The sequence below is a fragment of the Dactylosporangium sp. NPDC000244 genome (assembly GCF_040300725.1).
In the GTDB taxonomy this organism is placed as follows: domain Bacteria; phylum Actinomycetota; class Actinomycetes; order Mycobacteriales; family Micromonosporaceae; genus Dactylosporangium.
This window is the reverse complement of record NZ_JBEPEH010000013.1, coordinates 151,147-168,727: the sequence shown is the minus strand read 5'-3', so window position 1 is coordinate 168,727 and position 17,581 is coordinate 151,147. Positions and strand designations below refer to the sequence as shown.

Here is a 17,581-nt window from a genome sequence, read left to right as displayed (position 1 = left end):
TAGTCTCCAACGTCCGGCCACCCCGCCGAGCCGGAGATCGACCTTGGGTGAACTCGACAGCTTCGAGATTCTTCCCGATCATGCCGCGGCTCCCGTGGGTCCGAACGGTGTGCCGCGATCGGGCTGGCAGCGGACCAAACGGGCGGCGCGGTGGCACCGGCCCTACGCGGCCATCCTGGTTCTGCTCGACGTCGGCGCGGTGGCGCTGTCCTCCCTGATCGCCCAGGCGACCCTCGCCAACGCCAACGTCGGCTTCGAGGACGAGCCGGGCCTCTTCGGCCTCATCGTCTACGTGCTGCTGCCCGCCGTGTGGCTGGGCGTCCTGTGGGGCCACGGCGCGTATGACCGCCGCTACCTCGGCACCGGCACGGACGAGTTCAAGCGGGTCGTGCGCGCGTCCTGGACCGTCGTGGCGATCGTCGCCTTCGCCGCGTTCGCCTTCAAGATCCAGCTGTCCCGGTTCTCGGTCGGCGCCGCACTGGTCCTCGGCCTGATCTTCGTGCTCGTGTTCCGCTACATAGCACGCCGCGGCCTGGCTTTCGCCCGCACGAAGTTCCACCTCGCGACCCATCGCATGCTGCTCATCGGCACGCTACAGGAGGCGCTGGAGGTGCACGCGGCGATCGCGCGAGACCCCGCCTCCGGGCTGGTGCCGGTCGGCATCCACCTCACCGAGGGCTACGCGCCGCGCCCGAGCACCGTCACCCCGGTGCCCGTGCACGCCGGCCGCGACATCCTCTCCCTCGTCCGCGAGCTCAACGCCGACACGATCGCGGTCTGCGGCTCGGCCAGCTCCGAGCCCGTGGAGCTGCGGCGGCTCGCCTGGCAGCTCGAGGGCACCGGCATCGACCTCGCCGTCGCGCCCCAGCTGACCGACATCGCCGGGCCGCGCGTGCACATCCGCCCGATCGAGGGCATCCCGCTGCTCTACGTCGAGGAGCCCAAGCTCTCCGGCGTCGGCTGGCTGTTCAAGAACATCATCGACCGTATCCTCGCGCTGCTCGGCCTGCTGCTCGTCCTGCCGTTCTTCCCGTTCATCGCGCTGGCCATCAAGCTGTCGGACCCCGGGCCGATCTTCTTCCGCCAGCCGCGCATCGGCCGCGAGGGCAAGACGTTCCGGGTCTGGAAGCTGCGCACGATGTACGTCGACGCCGAGGACCGCCTCGCGACGCTCAAGGACGAGAACGAGAGCGACGGGCTGCTCTTCAAGATGAAGAACGACCCGCGCGTGTTCCGGGTCGGCCGCTGGCTGCGCGCGTCCTCGGTCGACGAGCTGCCGCAGCTGATCAACGTGCTGATGGGCGAGATGTCGCTGGTCGGGCCGCGGCCGCTGCCCGCCGAGGACGGCGACTTCCTCGGCGACGTGCGCCGGCGGCTGCTGGTGCGCCCGGGCATCACGGGCCTGTGGCAGGTCTCCGGGCGCAGCGACCTGAGCTGGGACGACGCCGTGCGGCTGGACCTGTACTACGTCGACAACTGGTCGCTGATGATGGACGTCCACACGATGTGGCGGACCATCTGGGTCGTGGTCTTCCGCAAGGGCGCCTACTGAGCGACCGCCTCTCCCGTTGCGCTTCCTCGGGGACGGTGATCGAAAAGTCCGACACTGCGTGATCGGACTTTTCGGACTTATACCCCGTCCGGGTATTCGCCCGGTTCTTGAGTGCTCTTCCGCTCGAGCGGCCCGGTGGACCACGATGTCCGCGTGGGTGCCAACCTCGCCGCCGGACTCATCGTCGTCGTGCTCGTGTGCGCGCTCGGCGGGGCCGTCTACGCGGTGATCAGGCACCGGGGCCGACGGGCCATCGCGACCGCGGCCCAGCGCGCGACGTACGACGTGCTGCACATCGCCGAACTCGCCGCCGAGCCGCTGCGCAACGGGCTCACCGAGGCCGCGGCCGGCAAGGCCATCCGGCACCTGCGCACGCTCACGGGAGCCGCGGGCATCGCGCTCACCGACGCCCGGAGCGTCCTCGCGTTCGACGGCGTCGGCGAGCACCATCGCGACCACGCCGCCGCCGCGGCGGTCAAGGCCGTCGCGGCCGGCCGCCCGACCGTGCTCGGCGGCCGGGAGCTGCCCTGCGACCTCGTCGACTGTCCGATCCGGGGCGCGGTGGTGGTGCCCCTGGCCCAGCGCGCGGGCGCGCTCGTCGCGCTCTCCGACGGGCCGCCGGCGCCGGGGCTGGTGCAGGCGACCGCCGAGACCGCCCGATGGGTCGGCACCCAGCTCGCCCTGGCCGAGCTCGACACCTCGCGGGCGCGGCTGGCCCGGGCCGAGGTGCGGGCGCTGCGGGCGCAGATCAGCCCGCACTTCATCTACAACGCGCTGACCGCCATCGCGAGCTTCGTGCGCACCGACCCCGAGCTGGCCCGGGAGCTCATTCTGGAGTTCGCGGAGTTCACGCGGTACAGCTTCCGCGCCCACGGGGAGTTCACGACGCTGGCCGAGGAGCTTCGTTCGATCGATCGGTACCTCACCATCGAACGCGCCCGCTTCGGCGAGCGGCTCCAGGTGCGGCTGCAGATCGCGCCCGAGGTGCTGCCGGTGACCCTGCCCTTTCTCTGCCTGCAGCCGCTGGTCGAGAACGCCGTGCGGCACGGGCTCTCGCGCAAGCCGGGCATGGGCACCGTCAGCATCGTCGCCCGCGACGCCGGGGCCGAGTGCCACATCACCGTCGAGGACGACGGCGTCGGCATGGACCCGGCCGCGCTGCTCAACGCCGACGATGCCACCGACGCCGGGCAGCACGTGGGGTTGCGCAACGTCGACGATCGGCTACGTTCGGTCTTCGGTGACGGCTTCGGCGTCGTGGTCGAGACCGCGCCCGACGCCGGTACCAAGGTCAGCATGCGCGTGCCCAAATTCCACCCGGGGGTGACATCGCATTGAGGCTGAACGAATTCGGACCGGAGGCAAAGCCTCCGTCATTGAGCACTCTGACTGAGCACGGCTTTCTCCGCGTGCTGGCCGTCGACGACGAGGTGCCCGCCCTCGACGAGCTCGCCTACCTGCTGCGCGCCGACCCCCGCGTCGGGCGCCTGCACTGCGCCGGGGACGCGACCGAGGCGCTGCGCGTGCTGCGCGACGCCGACGTCGACGCGGTGTTCCTCGACATCCGCATGCCCGGGCTGGACGGCATGGAGCTCGCCCGCGTCCTGGGCCGGTTCGCGAAGCCGCCGGCGGTCGTGTTCGTGACGGCGTACGACGACCGCGCCGCCGAGGCGTTCGACCTCGGCGTGGCCGACTACGTGCGCAAGCCCGTGCGCGCGGACCGCCTCGCCGAGTCCATCCGCCGGGTGCTCGCCACCCGGCTCGTCCCCGCCCATCCGGCCGTGGCCGCGCGCCGGGACCGGCAGGACGACCCGACGATTCCGGTGGAGCTCGCGGGCACGACCCGGATGCTGCCGCGCTCGTCGGTGCGGTGGGTCGAGGCGCAGGGCGACTACGCGCGCCTGCACACGGCGGACGCCTCGCACCTCGTGCGCGTCTCGCTGGCCACGCTGGCCGAGCGATGGGCGGATGCCGGGTTCGTTCGGATCCATCGGTCGTACCTCGTGCAGCTCAAGCTCATCACCGAGCTGCGCATGACCAACACCGGTTATGTCGTGCTGATCGACGAGCACGAGCTGCCCGTTTCCCGGCGTCACACGCGGGAGCTGAAGGATCGCCTGGTGCGAGCGGCGAAGTCCTGGAGCTGAGGTTCTCCACAATTCCTGCACATTGCCGACTGAGTGCCTGCACGTGCGGGCCCTACGCTCCTCTTTATGACAGCTGGGGAGCGCAGGCGCGTGCTCGTGGTGGACGACGAGCGGATGATCGCGGAGTCGATCGCGGTGCGCCTGCGGGCCGAGGGCTTCTCCGTCGACACGGCCCACGACGGGCCCGCCGCGGTCGCCGCCGCCCGGCTCATGCGCCCCGACCTCGTGGTGCTCGACGTGATGCTGCCCGGCTTCGACGGCCTCGAGGTGTGCCGCCGAATCCAGGCCGAGCGGCCGGTGGCCGTGCTGATGCTGACCGCCCGCGACGACGAGAACGACCTGCTCGTCGGGCTGGCCGTCGGGGCCGACGACTACCTGACCAAGCCCTTCTCGATGCGGGAGCTGGCCGCGCGGGTGCACGTGCTGCTGCGCCGCCTCGAGCGCCTCGCCCAGGTGCAGCCCGACCCGAACCAGACCCCGATCGTCCTCGGCGACCTCGAGATCAACCGGGCGCAGCGGCGCGTCACCCGGGCCGGCGTCGAGGCGCACCTGACGCCGACCGAGTTCGACCTGCTCGTCAACCTCGCCGCCCGGCCGCGCACGGTGCTGCCCCGCGAGCGGCTGCTCGCCGAGGTGTGGGGCTGGGCCGACGCCTCCGGCACCCGCACGGTCGACAGCCACATCAAGGCGCTGCGCCGCAAGCTCGGCGCCGACCTCATACGCACGGTCCACGGTGTGGGTTACGCACTGGAGTCCGCATGAAGCTGAAGACGATCGTCGACCTCCTCCCGCGGCCGCTCGACCCGTTGCGGTCGATCAAGCTCAAGCTCGCGGTGCTGCTGCTCGCCTCGGCCTGCGCCGGGCTCGGGGTGTTCTGGATCGGGATCGGGTGGATTCCGCCGAACACGACGTACATCGCGCTGACCGCCGGCCTGCTCACCTCCCAGGTGCTCGCCCACGGGGTGACGCGCCCGCTGCGCGAGATGACCGCCGCCGCCCGCGCCATGGCCCGCGGGGACTACTCGACCCGCGTCCGCGCCACGTCCAAGGACGAGGTCGGCCAGCTCGCGGTCGCCTTCAACCAGATGGTGGGCGAGCTCGCCGCGGCCGACCAGCAGCGCCGTGAGCTGATCGCCAACGTCTCGCACGAGCTGCGCACCCCGATCTCCGCGCTCCAGGCGATGCTCGAGAACATCGTCGACGGCGTCGCCGAGCCGGACCCGGCCACGCTGCGCACCGCGCTGGCCCAGACCGAGCGGCTGGGGCGGCTGGTGACCGAGCTGCTGGACATCTCGCGGCTGGACGCCGGGGTGGTGCCGCTGGACCGCGAGCTGTTCCACATCGAGGACCTGCTGCACGAGGTCGTCGCCGAGGCCGAGGTGAAGGCCGTGGCGGCCGGGCACAAGGTCGAATACCTGTCCTGCTCCTTCCCGGAGAACGCGCTGGTCAAAGCCGATCGCGCGCGCCTGCACCACGTCCTGACCAACCTCGTCGACAACGCCGCGCGCCACAGCCCGGACGGCGGCACGGTGACCATCGTGGGCCGCCGCGAGCCCGGCCGCGTCATGATCGAGGTCGCCGACGAGGGCCCCGGCATCCCGACCGCCGAGCGCGAGCACGTCTTCGAGCGCTTCACCCGCGGCGCCCGACCCTCGGGCGGCGGCACGGGCCTCGGCCTGGCCATCGCCCAGTGGCTGACCCAGCTGCACGACGGCACCATCGCGGTCGTCGAGCAGCCGGACAACCTCCCGGGCTGCCGAATCCGCGTGACTCTGCCCGCGTGACTCTGCCCGCGTGACTCTGCCCGCGTGACTCTGCCCGCGTGACCCTGCCTGCGTGACTCTGCCCGCCTGACGCTCCGCTTCCCTTTCTCGTGACCGGGCACCAGCCCCGGCCGCGCAACGTCGCGCGCCCGCTTGTCAGTGATTTACGCCTTTTGCGCATTTTCAGGAGCCGACTATGTCCGAAACCCCTGAGCAGCCTTCAAAGCCGGCCGACCCGCCAAGCACTCCCGACGGGCCTCGAACACCCGGCCGGGCCGAGCCCGGCGCGTTCGCGGCGCCGAGCCAACCGCCGAGTCAACCGCCGAGCCGACAGCCGAGTCAACCGCCGAGCCGACAGCCGGGTCAGGTCGCCCTGGCGCCCCCGCCCCCGCCTCCGCGCCCGATCACGCCGCTGCTGCCGAATCCCGCCCTGATCAGCCCGGTTCTCCTCGGCCCGCCGGCGCCCACCCTGTGGCAGCGGGCGTGGCCGACGCGCACCCCCGCCGCCGGCACCCCGGTCCTCTACGGCGCGCTCACCGCCGCCGTGATCGCCGCGGCCGCCCTCCCGCCGGACCGCCCCGGCATCGGCTGGCCGATCGCGGGCCTCGGCGTGCTGCTTCCCCTGGCCCTGCTCCTGGTGACCCGCGCGCCGGCCCGGCTCGGGGCCCGCATCGAGGCGGTGCTGTGGTGCGCGGCCGCGCTGGTCCTGCTCGGCGTCGGCCTCTTCCGGGCCGCGGGCTGGCTGTTCACCCTGAGCGCGCTGACCGCCTTCGGCTGCATGGCGCTCGCGGTCGGCCGGCACCGCCGCATCCCGGCCGTCCTGGCCGCACCGTTCACACTGATCTTCGCCGCGTTCCGGGCGCTGCCCTGGTCGGCCGCGGGCGTGACCCGCCCCGGCCCGCGCGCCAACGCCGCCCCGGCCGCCCCTGCCAAACCCGCCAAGCCCGCGGAGCCTCAAGCGGTGCGGGCCGGGAACAACGGGCTGCGGCTGCTCCTGTCGATCGGCATCGGCGTGGCGCTCGTCATCGTGTTCGGCGCCCTCTTCGCCAGCGCCGATCCCGGCTTCGCCAAGGTCGTCGACGCGGTCATCCCGTCGATCGACGCCGGCACCGTCGTGCGGTGGGCGCTCGTCGCGACAGCGGCCGCCGGCCTCTCGCTGGGCGGGGCGTTCCTCGTGGCGAACCCGTCCGCGATCGGCGATCGGGACGCGAACGCCCGGCCCGTGCGCCGGGTCGAGTGGCTGGTGCCGGTCGGGGCCCTGCTGGCGCTCTTCGCGGTCTTCGTGGCCGTCCAGCTCACGGTGCTGTTCGGCGACCGCGGGTACGTGATGCGGACCGTCGGGCTGACGTTCGCCGAATACGCCCGCAAGGGCTTCTGGCAGCTCCTCGTCATCACCCTGCTCACCCTGTGCGTCATGGGTGTGACCGTCCGCAAGGCGCCGCCGGGCGACCGGGGGCTGCTCCGGCTGCTGCTCGGCCTGCTCGCGCTGTGCTCGCTGGTGGTGGTCGGCTCGGCGCTGTGGCGGATGAACGTGTACGAGGAGGCGTACGGGTTCACGCGGCTGCGCGTCTTCGTCAGCGCCGTCGAGCTGTGGCTGGGCGCGCTGTTCGTGCTCGTGATGGTCGCCGGCCTCACCCCGTCGGCGAGGTGGCTCGGCCGCGCCGGGGTCGCGCTGTGGGTGGTCGTGCTGCTCGGGCTCGCGGTGCTCAACCCGGATCGGCTCATCGCCGCGCACAACGTCGAGCGGGCGAATCGCAGCAACGCCGACATCTGGTACCTCAGCACGCTCTCCGCCGACGCGACGCCCGAGCTCGACCGGCTGCCCGCCGGTCAGCGCGAGTGCGCGCTGTCGGGGATCTCCGGCGACCTCGCCGACGACGGGGACGACTGGCGGGGATGGAACCTCGGCCGGGCCCGCGCGCGTCAGATCGTTCCGGAACCGATCGGGCCGGGGGACTACCCCTGCTACCGGCGGTACTGAAGGAAATACCAGAAAAGGGGCACGGGCCGACATTCAAACGGGGGATGTCGGCCCTTGCTTTTGTTTCGCGCGCGTTGCGAGACTGCGGTCCATGGAGCCGTCGACACCGCGTGTCCGGGTGGTGCTCGGTGACGTCTCCCGGGCCCCGATCCACCCCGCGCGGGCCCGCGCGGAGCTGGAGGAGCAGAGCCCGGTCGGCGCCGCGCTCGCCCGCGGGCTGGTGCGCGCGCAGCTGTCCGTGGCCGTGCGGCTCTCGGCCGTGGTCGCGATCGGGCTCGGCGGGCTGCCGCTGCTCTTCGCGGTCGTGCCGGCGGTCGCGAACGCGCGGCTCTTCGGGGTGTCGCTGCCGTGGCTGCTGCTCGGCGTGCTGGCGTATCCGTTCCTCTACCTGGTCGGCGCCGTCTACGTGCACCTGGCCGAGCGCAATGAGCAGGAGTTCGTGGCCCTGGTCGAAGACCGCGGCCAGAAGTGAGCTCCTACGCGGTGACGGCGGTCGTCCTCGTCACGCTCGCGACCGTCGCCATCGGCCTCTACGGCCTGCGCTTCGCCCGCACCACGTCCGACTTCCTGGTCGCCTCCCGCATGGTCAGCCCGACCTGGAACGCGGCCGCGATCAGCGGCGAGTACCTCTCCGCCGCGAGCTTCCTGGGCGTAGCGGGTCTGGTGCTCAAGCACGGCGTCGACCTGCTGTGGTATCCCGTGGGCTTCGCGGCCGGCTACCTCGCGCTGCTGCTCTTCGTCGCCGCCCCGCTGCGCCGCTCCGGCGCGTTCACGCTGCCGGACTTCTGCGAGGTGCGGCTGCGCTCGAAGCGGCTGCGCAAGCTCGCGACCGCGTTCGTGATGTTCATCGGCTGGCTCTACCTGGTGCCGCAGCTGCAGGGCGCCGGGCTCACCCTGCAGACGGTGACCGGCGCGCCCTACGCCCTGGGTGCGCTGCTGGTCGGGGTCGTGGTGACGCTCAACGTGGCCCTCGGCGGGATGCGCTCCATCACGTTCGTGCAGGCGTTTCAGTACTGGCTGAAGCTCACCGCCCTCGCCGTGCCCTTCGTGTTCCTGATCATGCAGTGGCAGCACGACGGCCGCCCCGCCCTGACCGCGCCCGACGGGCCCCGCTTCCCCGCCGTGACGACCGTCGGCATCGACCACGACACCCGGCTGACGGTTGCCGAGCCGACGACGGTCACCGGCCACGGCCTCGTCGACGGCGTGCTGACCAACGGCGTCCTCGTGCTCACCCCCGGCGAGCACACCGTCACCGAGGGCACGGTTCTCGTGTTCGACCAGGCGGCGGCGGTACCGCGGGTGGCCGCCGTCTCCGCGGACTCCCCGCTCGAGTGGCTGCGCCCGGGCGAGTCCGCGCAGGACCTGTTCGGCACCTACTCGCTCATCCTGGCGACGTTCCTGGGCACGATGGGCCTGCCCCACGTGCTCGTGCGCTTCTACACCAACGCCGACGGCGCCGCCGCCCGCCGCACCACGCTCGTCGTGCTCGGCCTGGTCGGGGTGTTCTACCTGACCCCGACCCTGTACGGCGCGCTCGGCCGCATCTACACCCCGCAGCTGCTCATGACCGGCAACACCGACGCCGTCGTGCTCCTGCTGCCCTCGGCCGCGCTCGGCGGGGACGTCACCGGCCGGCTGCTGAGCGCGCTCGTGGCGGCCGGCGCGTTCGCCGCGTTCCTCTCGGCCTCCTCGGGCCTGCTCACCAGCGTCGCCGGGGTGCTGTCCACGGACGTGCTCGGGCACGGCTCGGTCCGCGACTTCCGCCGCTCCGCGCTGGTCGCCGGCGTCGTACCGCTCCTGCTCGCCCTGTTCGTCGCGACCTTGGACGTCTCCCAGGTCGTCGGGCTCGCCTTCGCCGTCGCCGCGTCGAGCTTCTGCCCGCTGCTGGTGCTCGGCATCTGGTGGCGCGGGCTCACCGCGATCGGCGCCGCCGCCGGGATCGTCGTCGGCGGCGGGGCGACCGCGACCGCGGTGCTGCTCACCGTGCTGGGCGGCCCGCTGGAGGGCTGGGCCGGCGTGCTCACGACCCAACCGGCCGCATGGTCGGTGCCTTTAGCCTTTCTGGTCATGATTCTGGTCTCCCTGCTGACAAGGCACCGTTTGCCCGCGGGCGTCGGAGCGATCATGCTTCGCCTGCACGCGCCCGATGCGCTGCGTTTGTAGTGGCGAGGGTGGACAGCGTGACCTACGTTCAGAATGTGACAGGCGGGCCGAATTCGGCTCTCGCGCTGCGGGGGCTCACCAAACGCTTCGATGACAAGGTCGCGGTCGCCGGAGTCGACCTCGACGTGCCGACGGGATCGTTCTTCGGGCTGCTCGGCCCGAACGGCGCCGGCAAGACCACCTCGCTGTCCATGGCCGTGGGGCTGCTGCGCCCCGACGCCGGGCACGCCTACGTGCTCGGCCACGACGTGTGGTCGGACCCGGTCGAGGCCAAGCGGCGCCTGGGCGCGCTGCCGGACTCGGCGCGCATGTTCGACCGGCTCTCCGGCAGCGAGCTGCTGGCCTACACCGGGCTGCTGCGCGGGCTGCCGCAGGACGTCGTCAACGCCCGGGCCGCGGAGCTGCTCGAGGTGCTCGGCCTCGCCGACGCCGGGCGCACCCTGGTCGTCGACTACTCCGCGGGCATGAAGAAGAAGATCGGCCTGGCCTGCGCGCTGCTGCACGCGCCGCGGCTGCTCGTGCTCGACGAGCCGTTCGAGGCCGTCGACCCGGTCTCCGGCGCGCTCATCCGGGACATCCTGATCCGCTACGTGCGCAACGGCGGGACGGTCGTCTTCTCCAGCCACGTCATGGCCGTGGTCGAGAAGCTGTGCACGCACATCGCGATTCTGGCCGACGGGCAGATCAAGATCGTCGGTACCACGGACGAGGTGCGCGGCGGCCGCGAGCTCGAGGACGTCTTCGTCGACATCGTCGGCGGCCGCGTCTCCACGGGCGCGGAGCTGTCGTGGCTGTGACCGGCGGCTCCGACGCCCCGATCCCGCAGCCCCGCCCCGGCGCCGACTCGGGACCGCTGTGGCCGGACATGGGCACCGCGCACCCGGACACCGCGCACCCGGCCGCCGTCGGCGTGCCCGCACCGCGGCCCGCACCGCCCGACGCGCCCACGCTGCGCCCGCACGAGCCGATCGCGACGGGCCGACCGCGGATCTCGTACTTCGTCCGCCTCAAGCTGCGCATCCTGGGCAACTCGCTGCGGCCCGGCCGCTCGCACCCGGCCGACTCGGCGCGCAAGCGGTTCGGCCGGCACTCGCGGCTCATCCTGTTCATCCTCGGAGCGCTGTTCGGGCTCTGGGCCGCGTTCGGCGGCTTCGCCGCGTTCGCGGCCAGCAGCCTGGCGACCGGGCACCTGCGCCCGACCGTGGCCGCGTTCGCCGGGGCCGCCGTCGTGCTCGCCTGGGTCTTCGTGCCGCTGCTGTTCTTCGGCGTCGACGAGACCCTCGACCCGGCGCGCTTCGCGCTGCTGCCGGTGCCGCGCCGCACGCTGATCGGCGGCATGCTCGCCGCCGCGTTCGTCGGCATCCCGCCGACCGTCACGCTGCTGGCCACCCTCGGCTCGGTCATCGGAGCCGCGTACGACGGCGGCCTCGCGCCCGCGATCGTCGCGGTGCTCGGCGCGGTCGTCGGCATCGGCGTGTGCGTGGCCGCGAGCCGGGCGGTGACGAGCGCGTTCGCGCGGATGCTGCGCTCGCGCCGGGTCCGCGACCTGGCCGCGCTGCTGATCGCGCTCCTGGGCATCTCGTGCAACCCGCTGTTCCAGCTCGTCTTCGCGCTCGTCCAGCGCGGCGAGTCGCGGCAGGCGACGCTGGTCGGCGAGGTGCTGTCGTGGACCCCGCTGGCGGCGCCCTACGTGGCGTACGTGGACGCCATCGACGGCAACTGGGCGCTGGTCCCGGTCCGGCTGCTCATCGGGGTGGCCGGGATCGTCCTGCTGCTGTGGTGGTGGCAGCAGACGATCGAGTCGGCGATGATCGGCAGCGCCGCGGGCCCGGGCGCCAACCGCCGGGCCGCGACCGGCGAGGCCCCGGTGCGCGCGTTCATCCCGCGGGTCGTGCGGTTCCTGCCGGCGGGGCGGTTCACGGCGCTGCTGTCGCGGGAGATGCGCTACTGGCTGCGGGACCCCCGCCGCCGGGCGAGCCTCATCTCGCTGCTGGCCGCGTCGGTGGTCATCCCGTTCGCGTTCACCTTCGGCGCCAACGGCGGCCGCTCGGGCACGCCCGGGCTGAGCGAGCACGCGCTCGTGTTCTCGCTGATGTTCGCGGGCGCGTTCGTCGGCCTGGTGCTGGTGAACCAGTTCGGCAACGACGGCACGGCCTACGCGCTGCACATGCTCACGGAGGTGCCCGGTCAGGTCGAGCTCGCGGCCCGCGCCGTCGCCGTGGGTGTCCTGGCGTTTCCGCTGCTGCTGGTCGGTACCGTGGCCGCCTCGATCCTGAGCGGGCACGCCGCCGAGCTTCCGGCGGCCGTCGGGGTCGGGCTGTGCGCCTTCGGCATCTCGGTCGGGGCCGCCGGCATCACGTCCGTCCTGGCGCCCTACCCGATGCCCGAGTCCACCAACCCGTTCGCGATGAACAGCGGCCGGGGCGGGGCCAAGGGCCTGCTGTCATTCGTGAGCATGTTCAGCACCTGGATCCTGACCGCGCCGGTGGCCGCCGCGTTCGCGCTGCTGCCCGACGGGCTCACCTGGGTCGTGCTGCCGATCGGGCTCGCGTGGGGCTCCGCGATCGCCTGGGTCGGCACCCGGATCGCGGGCAACCTGCTGCAGCGGCGCGCCCCGGAGGTGTTGGCCGCGGTGACCCCGAAGCGGGCCTGAAGTTCGCGACAATGGGGGCGTGAGCATCCACGCCTCCGACCCGTTCGCCACGCCGGACGAGCTCAAGTCACCCGTCCGGCGGCTGCGCGGGCGGCTGCCTGCCGCCGTCACGCTGTGGACCGCCGCGAGCGAGCGCCACGGCGAGCGCGGCCTGACCGTCTCGTCGCTGCTCGTCGTGGACGGCGAGCCGGGGCGGGTGCTCGGGCTCGTCGACGACGAGAGCGACCTGTGGGCGGCGGCCGAGGAGAGCGGGCGGTTCGCGGTGAGCCTGCTGGCCGCGGACGACCGGCAGCTCGCGGACCGCTTCGCGGGGCTGATGCCGGCGCCGGGCGGGCTCTTCGCCACCGGCGAGTGGGAGCGCACCGGCTTCGGGCCGGTGCCGCTCGGGCGCAGCTGGGCCGGGTGCCGTCTGGCCGGGGCCGCGCCCAAGGGCTGGTCGCTGCTGGTGGAGGCGGAGATCGAGCACGTCGAGCTGCTCGACGCCGACGGGGAGCCGCTGGTGCACGAGCGCGGCCGCTACCGCCGCTGAGAACGTTTCGATACCACCGGTAACCGGTGTGACGGGTGTCACTGGGCGCACGGGCGGTGCCGTTCGGCGCACGTGCGGTACCGGTGCCGGGTAAAGATCTTTATAGATGCCTGCCGGGTTCCTACCGTGCGCGGTTACCCGCACCACACCCCCCAATGGCAGGTGGTGATCAACCATGAGCACCGAGACCCCGGCTTCCGAGGAGATCGGCGAGAACCGCTACGTCGCCGTCGCCCGCACGCCGGAGTTCGACGCCCTGCGCAGCACGCTGCGCAAGTTCGTCTTTCCCGTGTCCGCCGCGTTCCTCATCTGGTACGCGCTCTACGTGCTCCTGTCCGCATACGCCCGCGACTTCATGAGCACCAAGGTCGTCGGGCACATCAACGTCGCCCTGATCTTCGGGCTCCTGCAGTTCGTGTCGACGTTCCTGATCGCGTGGCTCTACGCGCGCTACGCCGAGCGTCGCATCGACCCGCTGGCCGACGACCTGCGGGCCAAGATCGAGGGCGCGCCGGCCGCCGGCACCGCGGCCGCCGCGGCGACGGAGGGAGAGGGCGATGCCTGATCAGGTGTATCTCGCCGCGACGTCGGTGACGACCCAGCGCACGCTGACCCTGACGCTGTTCGTCATCCTGGTCGGCGTCACGCTCGGCATCACCATCTGGGCGAGCCGGCAGAACCGCACCGCCGCCGACTTCTACGCCGGCGGGCGCTCGTTCAGCGGCTTCCAGAACGGCATGGCGATCGGCGGCGACTACATGTCGGCGGCGAGCTTCCTCGGCATCGCCGGCATCATCGCGCTCAACGGCTACGACGGCTTCCTCTACAGCATCGGCTTCCTGGTCGCGTGGCTCGTCGCGCTGCTGCTGGTGGCCGAGTTGATGCGCAACTCGGGCCGGTACACGATGGCCGACGTGCTCGCGTTCCGCATGCGGCAGGCGCCGGTGCGCACCGCGGGCAGCATCTCGACGATCATCGTGTCGATCTTCTACCTGCTCGCCCAGATGGTCGGCGCCGGCGCGCTCGTGGCGCTGCTGCTGGGCATCAAGGCCGGCGACACGTTCATGGGCATGAGCGCCGAGACCGCGAAGATCGTCACGATCGCGCTCATCGGCGTGCTGATGATCGTGTACGTCACGGTCGGCGGCATGAAGGGCACGACCTACGTGCAGATCGTCAAGGCGTTCATGCTGATGATCGGCGCGCTCGTGCTGACCCTGCTCGTCCTCGCGCACTACAAGTTCAACCTGTCGAGCCTGCTCGGCGAGGCCGCGGCGAAGTCGGGCCGCAACCCGACCGACGCGTTCCTCGAGCCCGGGCTGCGCTACGGCCGCGAGTTCGCCGGCAACGCCACGGCGACGCTGGTGAGCAAGCTGGACCTGATCTCGCTCGGCCTCGCGCTGGTGCTCGGCACCGCGGGCCTGCCGCACATCCTGATCCGGTTCTACACCGTTCCCAACGCCAAGGCGGCCCGCAAGAGCGTCGTCTGGGCGATCGGCCTCATCGGCGTGTTCTACCTGATGACCCTGGCGCTGGGCTTCGGCGCCGCGGCGCTGGTCGGCCGCCAGGCGATCGTCGCGCAGGACGCGGCCGGCAACACCGCGGCCCCGCAGCTGGCACAGGAACTGGGCAAGCGGTACCTCGGCGGCGACTTCGGCGGATCGCTGCTCCTGGCGATCATCGCCGCCGTCGCCTTCGCCACCATCCTCGCCGTGGTCGCCGGGCTCACCCTGGCCTCGTCCTCGTCGCTGGCGCACGACCTCTACGCCAACGTGATCAAGCGGGGCCAGACCGACGAGCGGCAGGAAGTCGTCGTCGCGCGGTACTCGGCGTTCGTCATCGGCGCCGTGGCCATCGTGCTCGGCATCGTGGCCCGCAACCTCAACGTCGCCTTCCTGGTGGCGCTGGCGTTCGCGATCGCCGCGTCGGCGAACCTGCCGGCGATTCTGTTCTCGCTGTTCTGGAAGCGGTTCAACACCCGCGGCGCGACCTGGGGCATCTACGCCGGCCTCATCTCGGCCGTCGGCGTGGTGCTGCTCAGCCCGATCTCCTGGGGCGGCGTCAGCGACGCCCGCACCCCGGCGACGCTCACCGCGTCCCAGGCCAAGGACTGCGGGGTGGCGCAGACCTCCAAGGAGGTGTCCAACGCCACGGCGCTGTTCAGCTGCACCACCGCGGCGCCGATCCCGCTGGAGAACCCGGGCTTGATCTCGATCCCGCTCGGGTTCATCTTCGCCGCCATCGGCGCGATGACCAGCAAGGAGCGGGACCCGGACAAGTACAGCGAGCTGGAGGCCCGGTCGATGACCGGCGCCGGCGCGCACTGACGAAGTTCACCGAAGTGTGCCGGGTCCGGGGGCGCCGCCGAGCCCCCGGGCCCCGCACCGGGACACGCTAGGCTGTCGGTCATGGTCGTTGCGCAGCGTTACGGCGAGGGTCACCGCGTCCTTCTGACGGGTGGAGCCGGGTTTGTCGGGTCCCACCTCGCGGATGCCCTGGTCGCCCGAGGGGCCGAGGTCGTCGTTGTCGACAACTTCATCACGGGGAGTAAGGACAACGTCGCGCACCTCCAGGAGAACCCCAAGTTCACCCTGGTGGAGGCGGATGTCACCGAGCCGCTGCCGGCCGTCGACGCCCTCACGGCGCGCTTCGACGCGATCATGCACTTCGCCTCCCCGGCCAGCCCGACCGACTTCGCGTCGCTGCCGGTGGAGATCCTGCGGGTCGGCTCGCTGGCCACCCTGCAGCTGCTGGAGCGGGCCGCGGCCGACGGGGCCCGGTTCATCATGGCCTCGACGTCCGAGGCCTACGGTGACCCGCTGGTCCACCCGCAGCCGGAGTCCTACTGGGGCAACGTCAACCCGATCGGCATCCGCAGCGTCTACGACGAGGCCAAGCGCTTCTCGGAGGCGGCCGTCATGGGCTACCACCGCGGCCGCGGGGTCGACGTGGGCATCGTGCGGATCTTCAACACCTACGGCGAGCGCATGCGCCCCGACGACGGGCGCGCGATCCCGACCTTCATCTCCCAGGCGCTGCGCGGCGAGGCGATCACCGTGCACGGTACCGGCACGCAGACGCGCTCGATCACCTACGTCTCCGACCTCGTGCGCGGCATCCTGACGCTGCTCGACTCCCACGAGACCGGCCCGATCAACTGCGGCACCACGCACGAGATGACCATGCTCGAGCTCGCCGAGACGATCGTGCGGATTTGCGACAGCTCCTCCCGCGTGGCGCTCGTCGCCCGGACGGCGGACGACCCCGAGCGGCGCCGGCCCGACCTGACCAAGGCGCGTGAGCTGCTGGGATACGAGCCGGTCGTCGGGCCCGAGGAGGGACTCGCGCGCACGGTCGAGTATTTCCGCAGCCGCTGACACTCCCCGGTTCGTGCCGCGCCCGTCGCGGTTACGTGGCGCGAGGGCGCCAGGTTCGTATCGTGGTGTTATGCCCACCACGCCTGCCTCACGCGGCCCAAATTCCTCGGGTCGCGCCTCGGTGCCCGGCGCGCTCGCTCCGACGTCGGGCGCCCGCGCCCGAGTTTCCGCAGCCAACGCCCCGACCAGCCCCGCGTCGCCAGGCGTGTACGGCCGGGCGGGTTCGCCGCCGCCGCCCAACCGCCCGGGTCGCACCCCGGGCAACGGCGGCCAGTACTCCGGCCGCAAGAAGATCCGTCCGCGCTGGGGCCGCATCGCGCTCGTCGCCGGCGCCGGCATCGTCGTGCTGGCCCTGCTGGCCGGCGTCGGCGGCTACATCTACTACCGCAACGTCGACGCCGGCCTGAACCGCGACGACCCGTTCTCGCAGATCACCGACGGCCGCCCGCCCAAGGTGGCCGACGGCGCGCTGAACATCCTGCTGCTCGGCAGCGACTCCCGCGACCCCGACAACAAGGGCAAGCCGGGTGAGTGGCGCACCGACACGATGATCATGATGCACATCCCGGCCGACCACCAGAAGGCCTACCTGATCTCGATGCCGCGCGACCTCTACGTGCACATCCCCAAGAGCAAGACGACGCAGTACGGCAACACGAACGCCAAGCTCAACGCGTCGTTCTCGTGGGGCGGCACCCCGCTGACCGTGCAGACCATCGAGGAGTACACCAAGGTCCGCATGGACCACGTGCTGCTCATCGACTTCGGCGGCTTCAAGCAGGTGATCGACGCCCTCGGCGGCATCGACATGAACATCGAGAAGGACATCACCTCGATCCACCCGCCGAAGCGGCAGTTCAAGAAGGGCATGAACCACCTCAACGGCGACGAGGCCCTGGACTACGCGCGCCAGCGCTACCAGTTCCCCGACGGCGACTTCGCCCGCATGCGTCACCAGCAGGAGATGATGAAGGCCATCCTCGACAAGGCCGTCAGCTCCGGCACGGTGACCAGCCCATCGAAGCTCAACTCGTTCCTCAAGGCCGTCACCAAGGCGATGACCGTCGACAAGGACTTCTCGCTGGCCGACATGGCGTTGCAGTTCCGCAACCTGCGCAGCGACGACCTCACGTTCATGGTGAGCCCGAACGACGGCAGCAAGAAGATCGGCGGCGAGGACGTCGTGGTGCCGGACAAGGAGAAGGCGACCTCGCTCTACGAGGCCGTCCGCACCGACAAGATGTCCGACTGGATGGCGACCAACGGCCCGAAGCCCTCGACGGCGCCGTCGACCAAGACCAAGTAGACCGCGTAAATCGGGCAAGCCCGGGCATGTCTCCCCGTGAGTGGGGTTGCATGCCCGGGCTGTCGTCTAGATCTCATTGCCCGAATGCCGAGTGAACGAGTAGAAAT

The 17,581-nt window shown here is 71.8% G+C and carries 15 protein-coding genes; all 15 read left to right on the top strand.

Annotated features, from left to right (window positions below; genetic code table 11):
• Nucleotides 1–43 precede the first annotated feature (43 nt).
• Entirely contained in the window at nt 44–1,552 is a 1,509-nt protein-coding gene (locus tag ABT369_RS20320; protein WP_350613904.1) for a sugar transferase, read from the top strand.
• Nucleotides 1,553–1,705: 153 nt separating this feature from the next.
• Nucleotides 1,706–2,890, top strand: coding sequence for a sensor histidine kinase (locus tag ABT369_RS20315; RefSeq protein ID WP_350613902.1), 1,185 nt, complete (start codon nt 1,706–1,708; stop codon nt 2,888–2,890).
• A 47-nt stretch (nt 2,891–2,937) separates the two neighbouring features.
• A complete protein-coding gene (locus ABT369_RS20310) occupies nt 2,938–3,699 on the top strand; it encodes a LytR/AlgR family response regulator transcription factor (RefSeq protein WP_350614046.1) in 762 nt (253 codons plus the stop codon).
• Nucleotides 3,700–3,765: 66 nt separating this feature from the next.
• Nucleotides 3,766–4,461 carry a response regulator gene (locus ABT369_RS20305; protein ID WP_350613901.1) on the top strand — a complete coding sequence of 232 codons (696 nt, stop codon included), beginning with the start codon at nt 3,766–3,768 and terminating at the stop codon, nt 4,459–4,461.
• On the top strand, nt 4,458–5,483 hold the full coding sequence (locus ABT369_RS20300; RefSeq protein WP_350613899.1) for a HAMP domain-containing sensor histidine kinase: 1,026 nt from the start codon (nt 4,458–4,460) through the stop codon (nt 5,481–5,483). Before ABT369_RS20305 ends, ABT369_RS20300 begins: the two co-directional genes overlap by 4 nt.
• A gap of 175 nt (nt 5,484–5,658) precedes the next feature.
• Nucleotides 5,659–7,443 carry a DUF4153 domain-containing protein gene (locus ABT369_RS20295; protein ID WP_350613897.1) on the top strand — a complete coding sequence of 595 codons (1,785 nt, stop codon included), beginning with the start codon at nt 5,659–5,661 and terminating at the stop codon, nt 7,441–7,443.
• A 91-nt stretch (nt 7,444–7,534) separates the two neighbouring features.
• Nucleotides 7,535–7,915 (top strand): DUF485 domain-containing protein, encoded by a 381-nt coding sequence (locus ABT369_RS20290; RefSeq protein ID WP_350613896.1) that lies wholly within the window; start codon nt 7,535–7,537, stop codon nt 7,913–7,915.
• A complete protein-coding gene (locus ABT369_RS20285; RefSeq protein WP_350613894.1) occupies nt 7,912–9,609 on the top strand; it encodes a sodium/solute symporter in 1,698 nt (565 codons plus the stop codon). Before ABT369_RS20290 ends, ABT369_RS20285 begins: the two co-directional genes overlap by 4 nt.
• A gap of 17 nt (nt 9,610–9,626) precedes the next feature.
• Complete coding sequence (locus ABT369_RS20280; RefSeq protein ID WP_350613893.1) at nt 9,627–10,406, top strand: ABC transporter ATP-binding protein; 780 nt, start codon at nt 9,627–9,629, stop codon at nt 10,404–10,406.
• A complete protein-coding gene (locus ABT369_RS20275; protein WP_350613891.1) occupies nt 10,397–12,262 on the top strand; it encodes an ABC transporter permease in 1,866 nt (621 codons plus the stop codon). The genes ABT369_RS20280 and ABT369_RS20275 overlap by 10 nt, the downstream gene beginning before the upstream one ends.
• 19 nt (nt 12,263–12,281) lie before the next feature.
• On the top strand, nt 12,282–12,791 hold the full coding sequence (locus ABT369_RS20270; RefSeq protein WP_350613889.1) for a flavin reductase family protein: 510 nt from the start codon (nt 12,282–12,284) through the stop codon (nt 12,789–12,791).
• Nucleotides 12,792–12,966: 175 nt separating this feature from the next.
• A complete protein-coding gene (locus tag ABT369_RS20265; protein ID WP_350613887.1) occupies nt 12,967–13,356 on the top strand; it encodes a DUF485 domain-containing protein in 390 nt (129 codons plus the stop codon).
• The gene (locus ABT369_RS20260) at nt 13,349–15,118 is read left to right on the top strand and encodes a monocarboxylic acid transporter (protein WP_350613886.1); all 1,770 of its coding nucleotides are present in this window, start codon (nt 13,349–13,351) and stop codon (nt 15,116–15,118) included. The genes ABT369_RS20265 and ABT369_RS20260 overlap by 8 nt, the downstream gene beginning before the upstream one ends.
• An 81-nt stretch (nt 15,119–15,199) precedes the next feature.
• Nucleotides 15,200–16,168: an NAD-dependent epimerase/dehydratase family protein gene (locus ABT369_RS20255; protein WP_350613884.1), complete on the top strand. Its 969-nt coding sequence runs from the start codon at nt 15,200–15,202 to the stop codon at nt 16,166–16,168.
• A 70-nt stretch (nt 16,169–16,238) separates the two neighbouring features.
• Complete coding sequence (locus tag ABT369_RS20250; RefSeq protein WP_502891791.1) at nt 16,239–17,474, top strand: LCP family protein; 1,236 nt, start codon at nt 16,239–16,241, stop codon at nt 17,472–17,474.
• Nucleotides 17,475–17,581: the final 107 nt, after the last annotated feature.

What these genes read in the sequence shown, in the direction of transcription:
- ABT369_RS20300 (WP_350613899.1), top strand. Translation starts at nt 4,458, where the DNA reads ATGAAGCTGAAGACGATCGTCGACCTCCTCCCGCGGCCGCTCGACCCG.
- ABT369_RS20255 (WP_350613884.1), top strand. Translation starts at nt 15,200, where the DNA reads ATGGTCGTTGCGCAGCGTTACGGCGAGGGTCACCGCGTCCTTCTGACG.
- ABT369_RS20290 (WP_350613896.1), top strand. Translation starts at nt 7,535, where the DNA reads ATGGAGCCGTCGACACCGCGTGTCCGGGTGGTGCTCGGTGACGTCTCC.
- ABT369_RS20250 (WP_502891791.1), top strand. Translation starts at nt 16,239, where the DNA reads ATGCCCACCACGCCTGCCTCACGCGGCCCAAATTCCTCGGGTCGCGCC.
- ABT369_RS20260 (WP_350613886.1), top strand. Translation starts at nt 13,349, where the DNA reads ATGCCTGATCAGGTGTATCTCGCCGCGACGTCGGTGACGACCCAGCGC.
- ABT369_RS20295 (WP_350613897.1), top strand. Translation starts at nt 5,659, where the DNA reads ATGTCCGAAACCCCTGAGCAGCCTTCAAAGCCGGCCGACCCGCCAAGC.
- ABT369_RS20265 (WP_350613887.1), top strand. Translation starts at nt 12,967, where the DNA reads ATGAGCACCGAGACCCCGGCTTCCGAGGAGATCGGCGAGAACCGCTAC.
- ABT369_RS20305 (WP_350613901.1), top strand. Translation starts at nt 3,766, where the DNA reads ATGACAGCTGGGGAGCGCAGGCGCGTGCTCGTGGTGGACGACGAGCGG.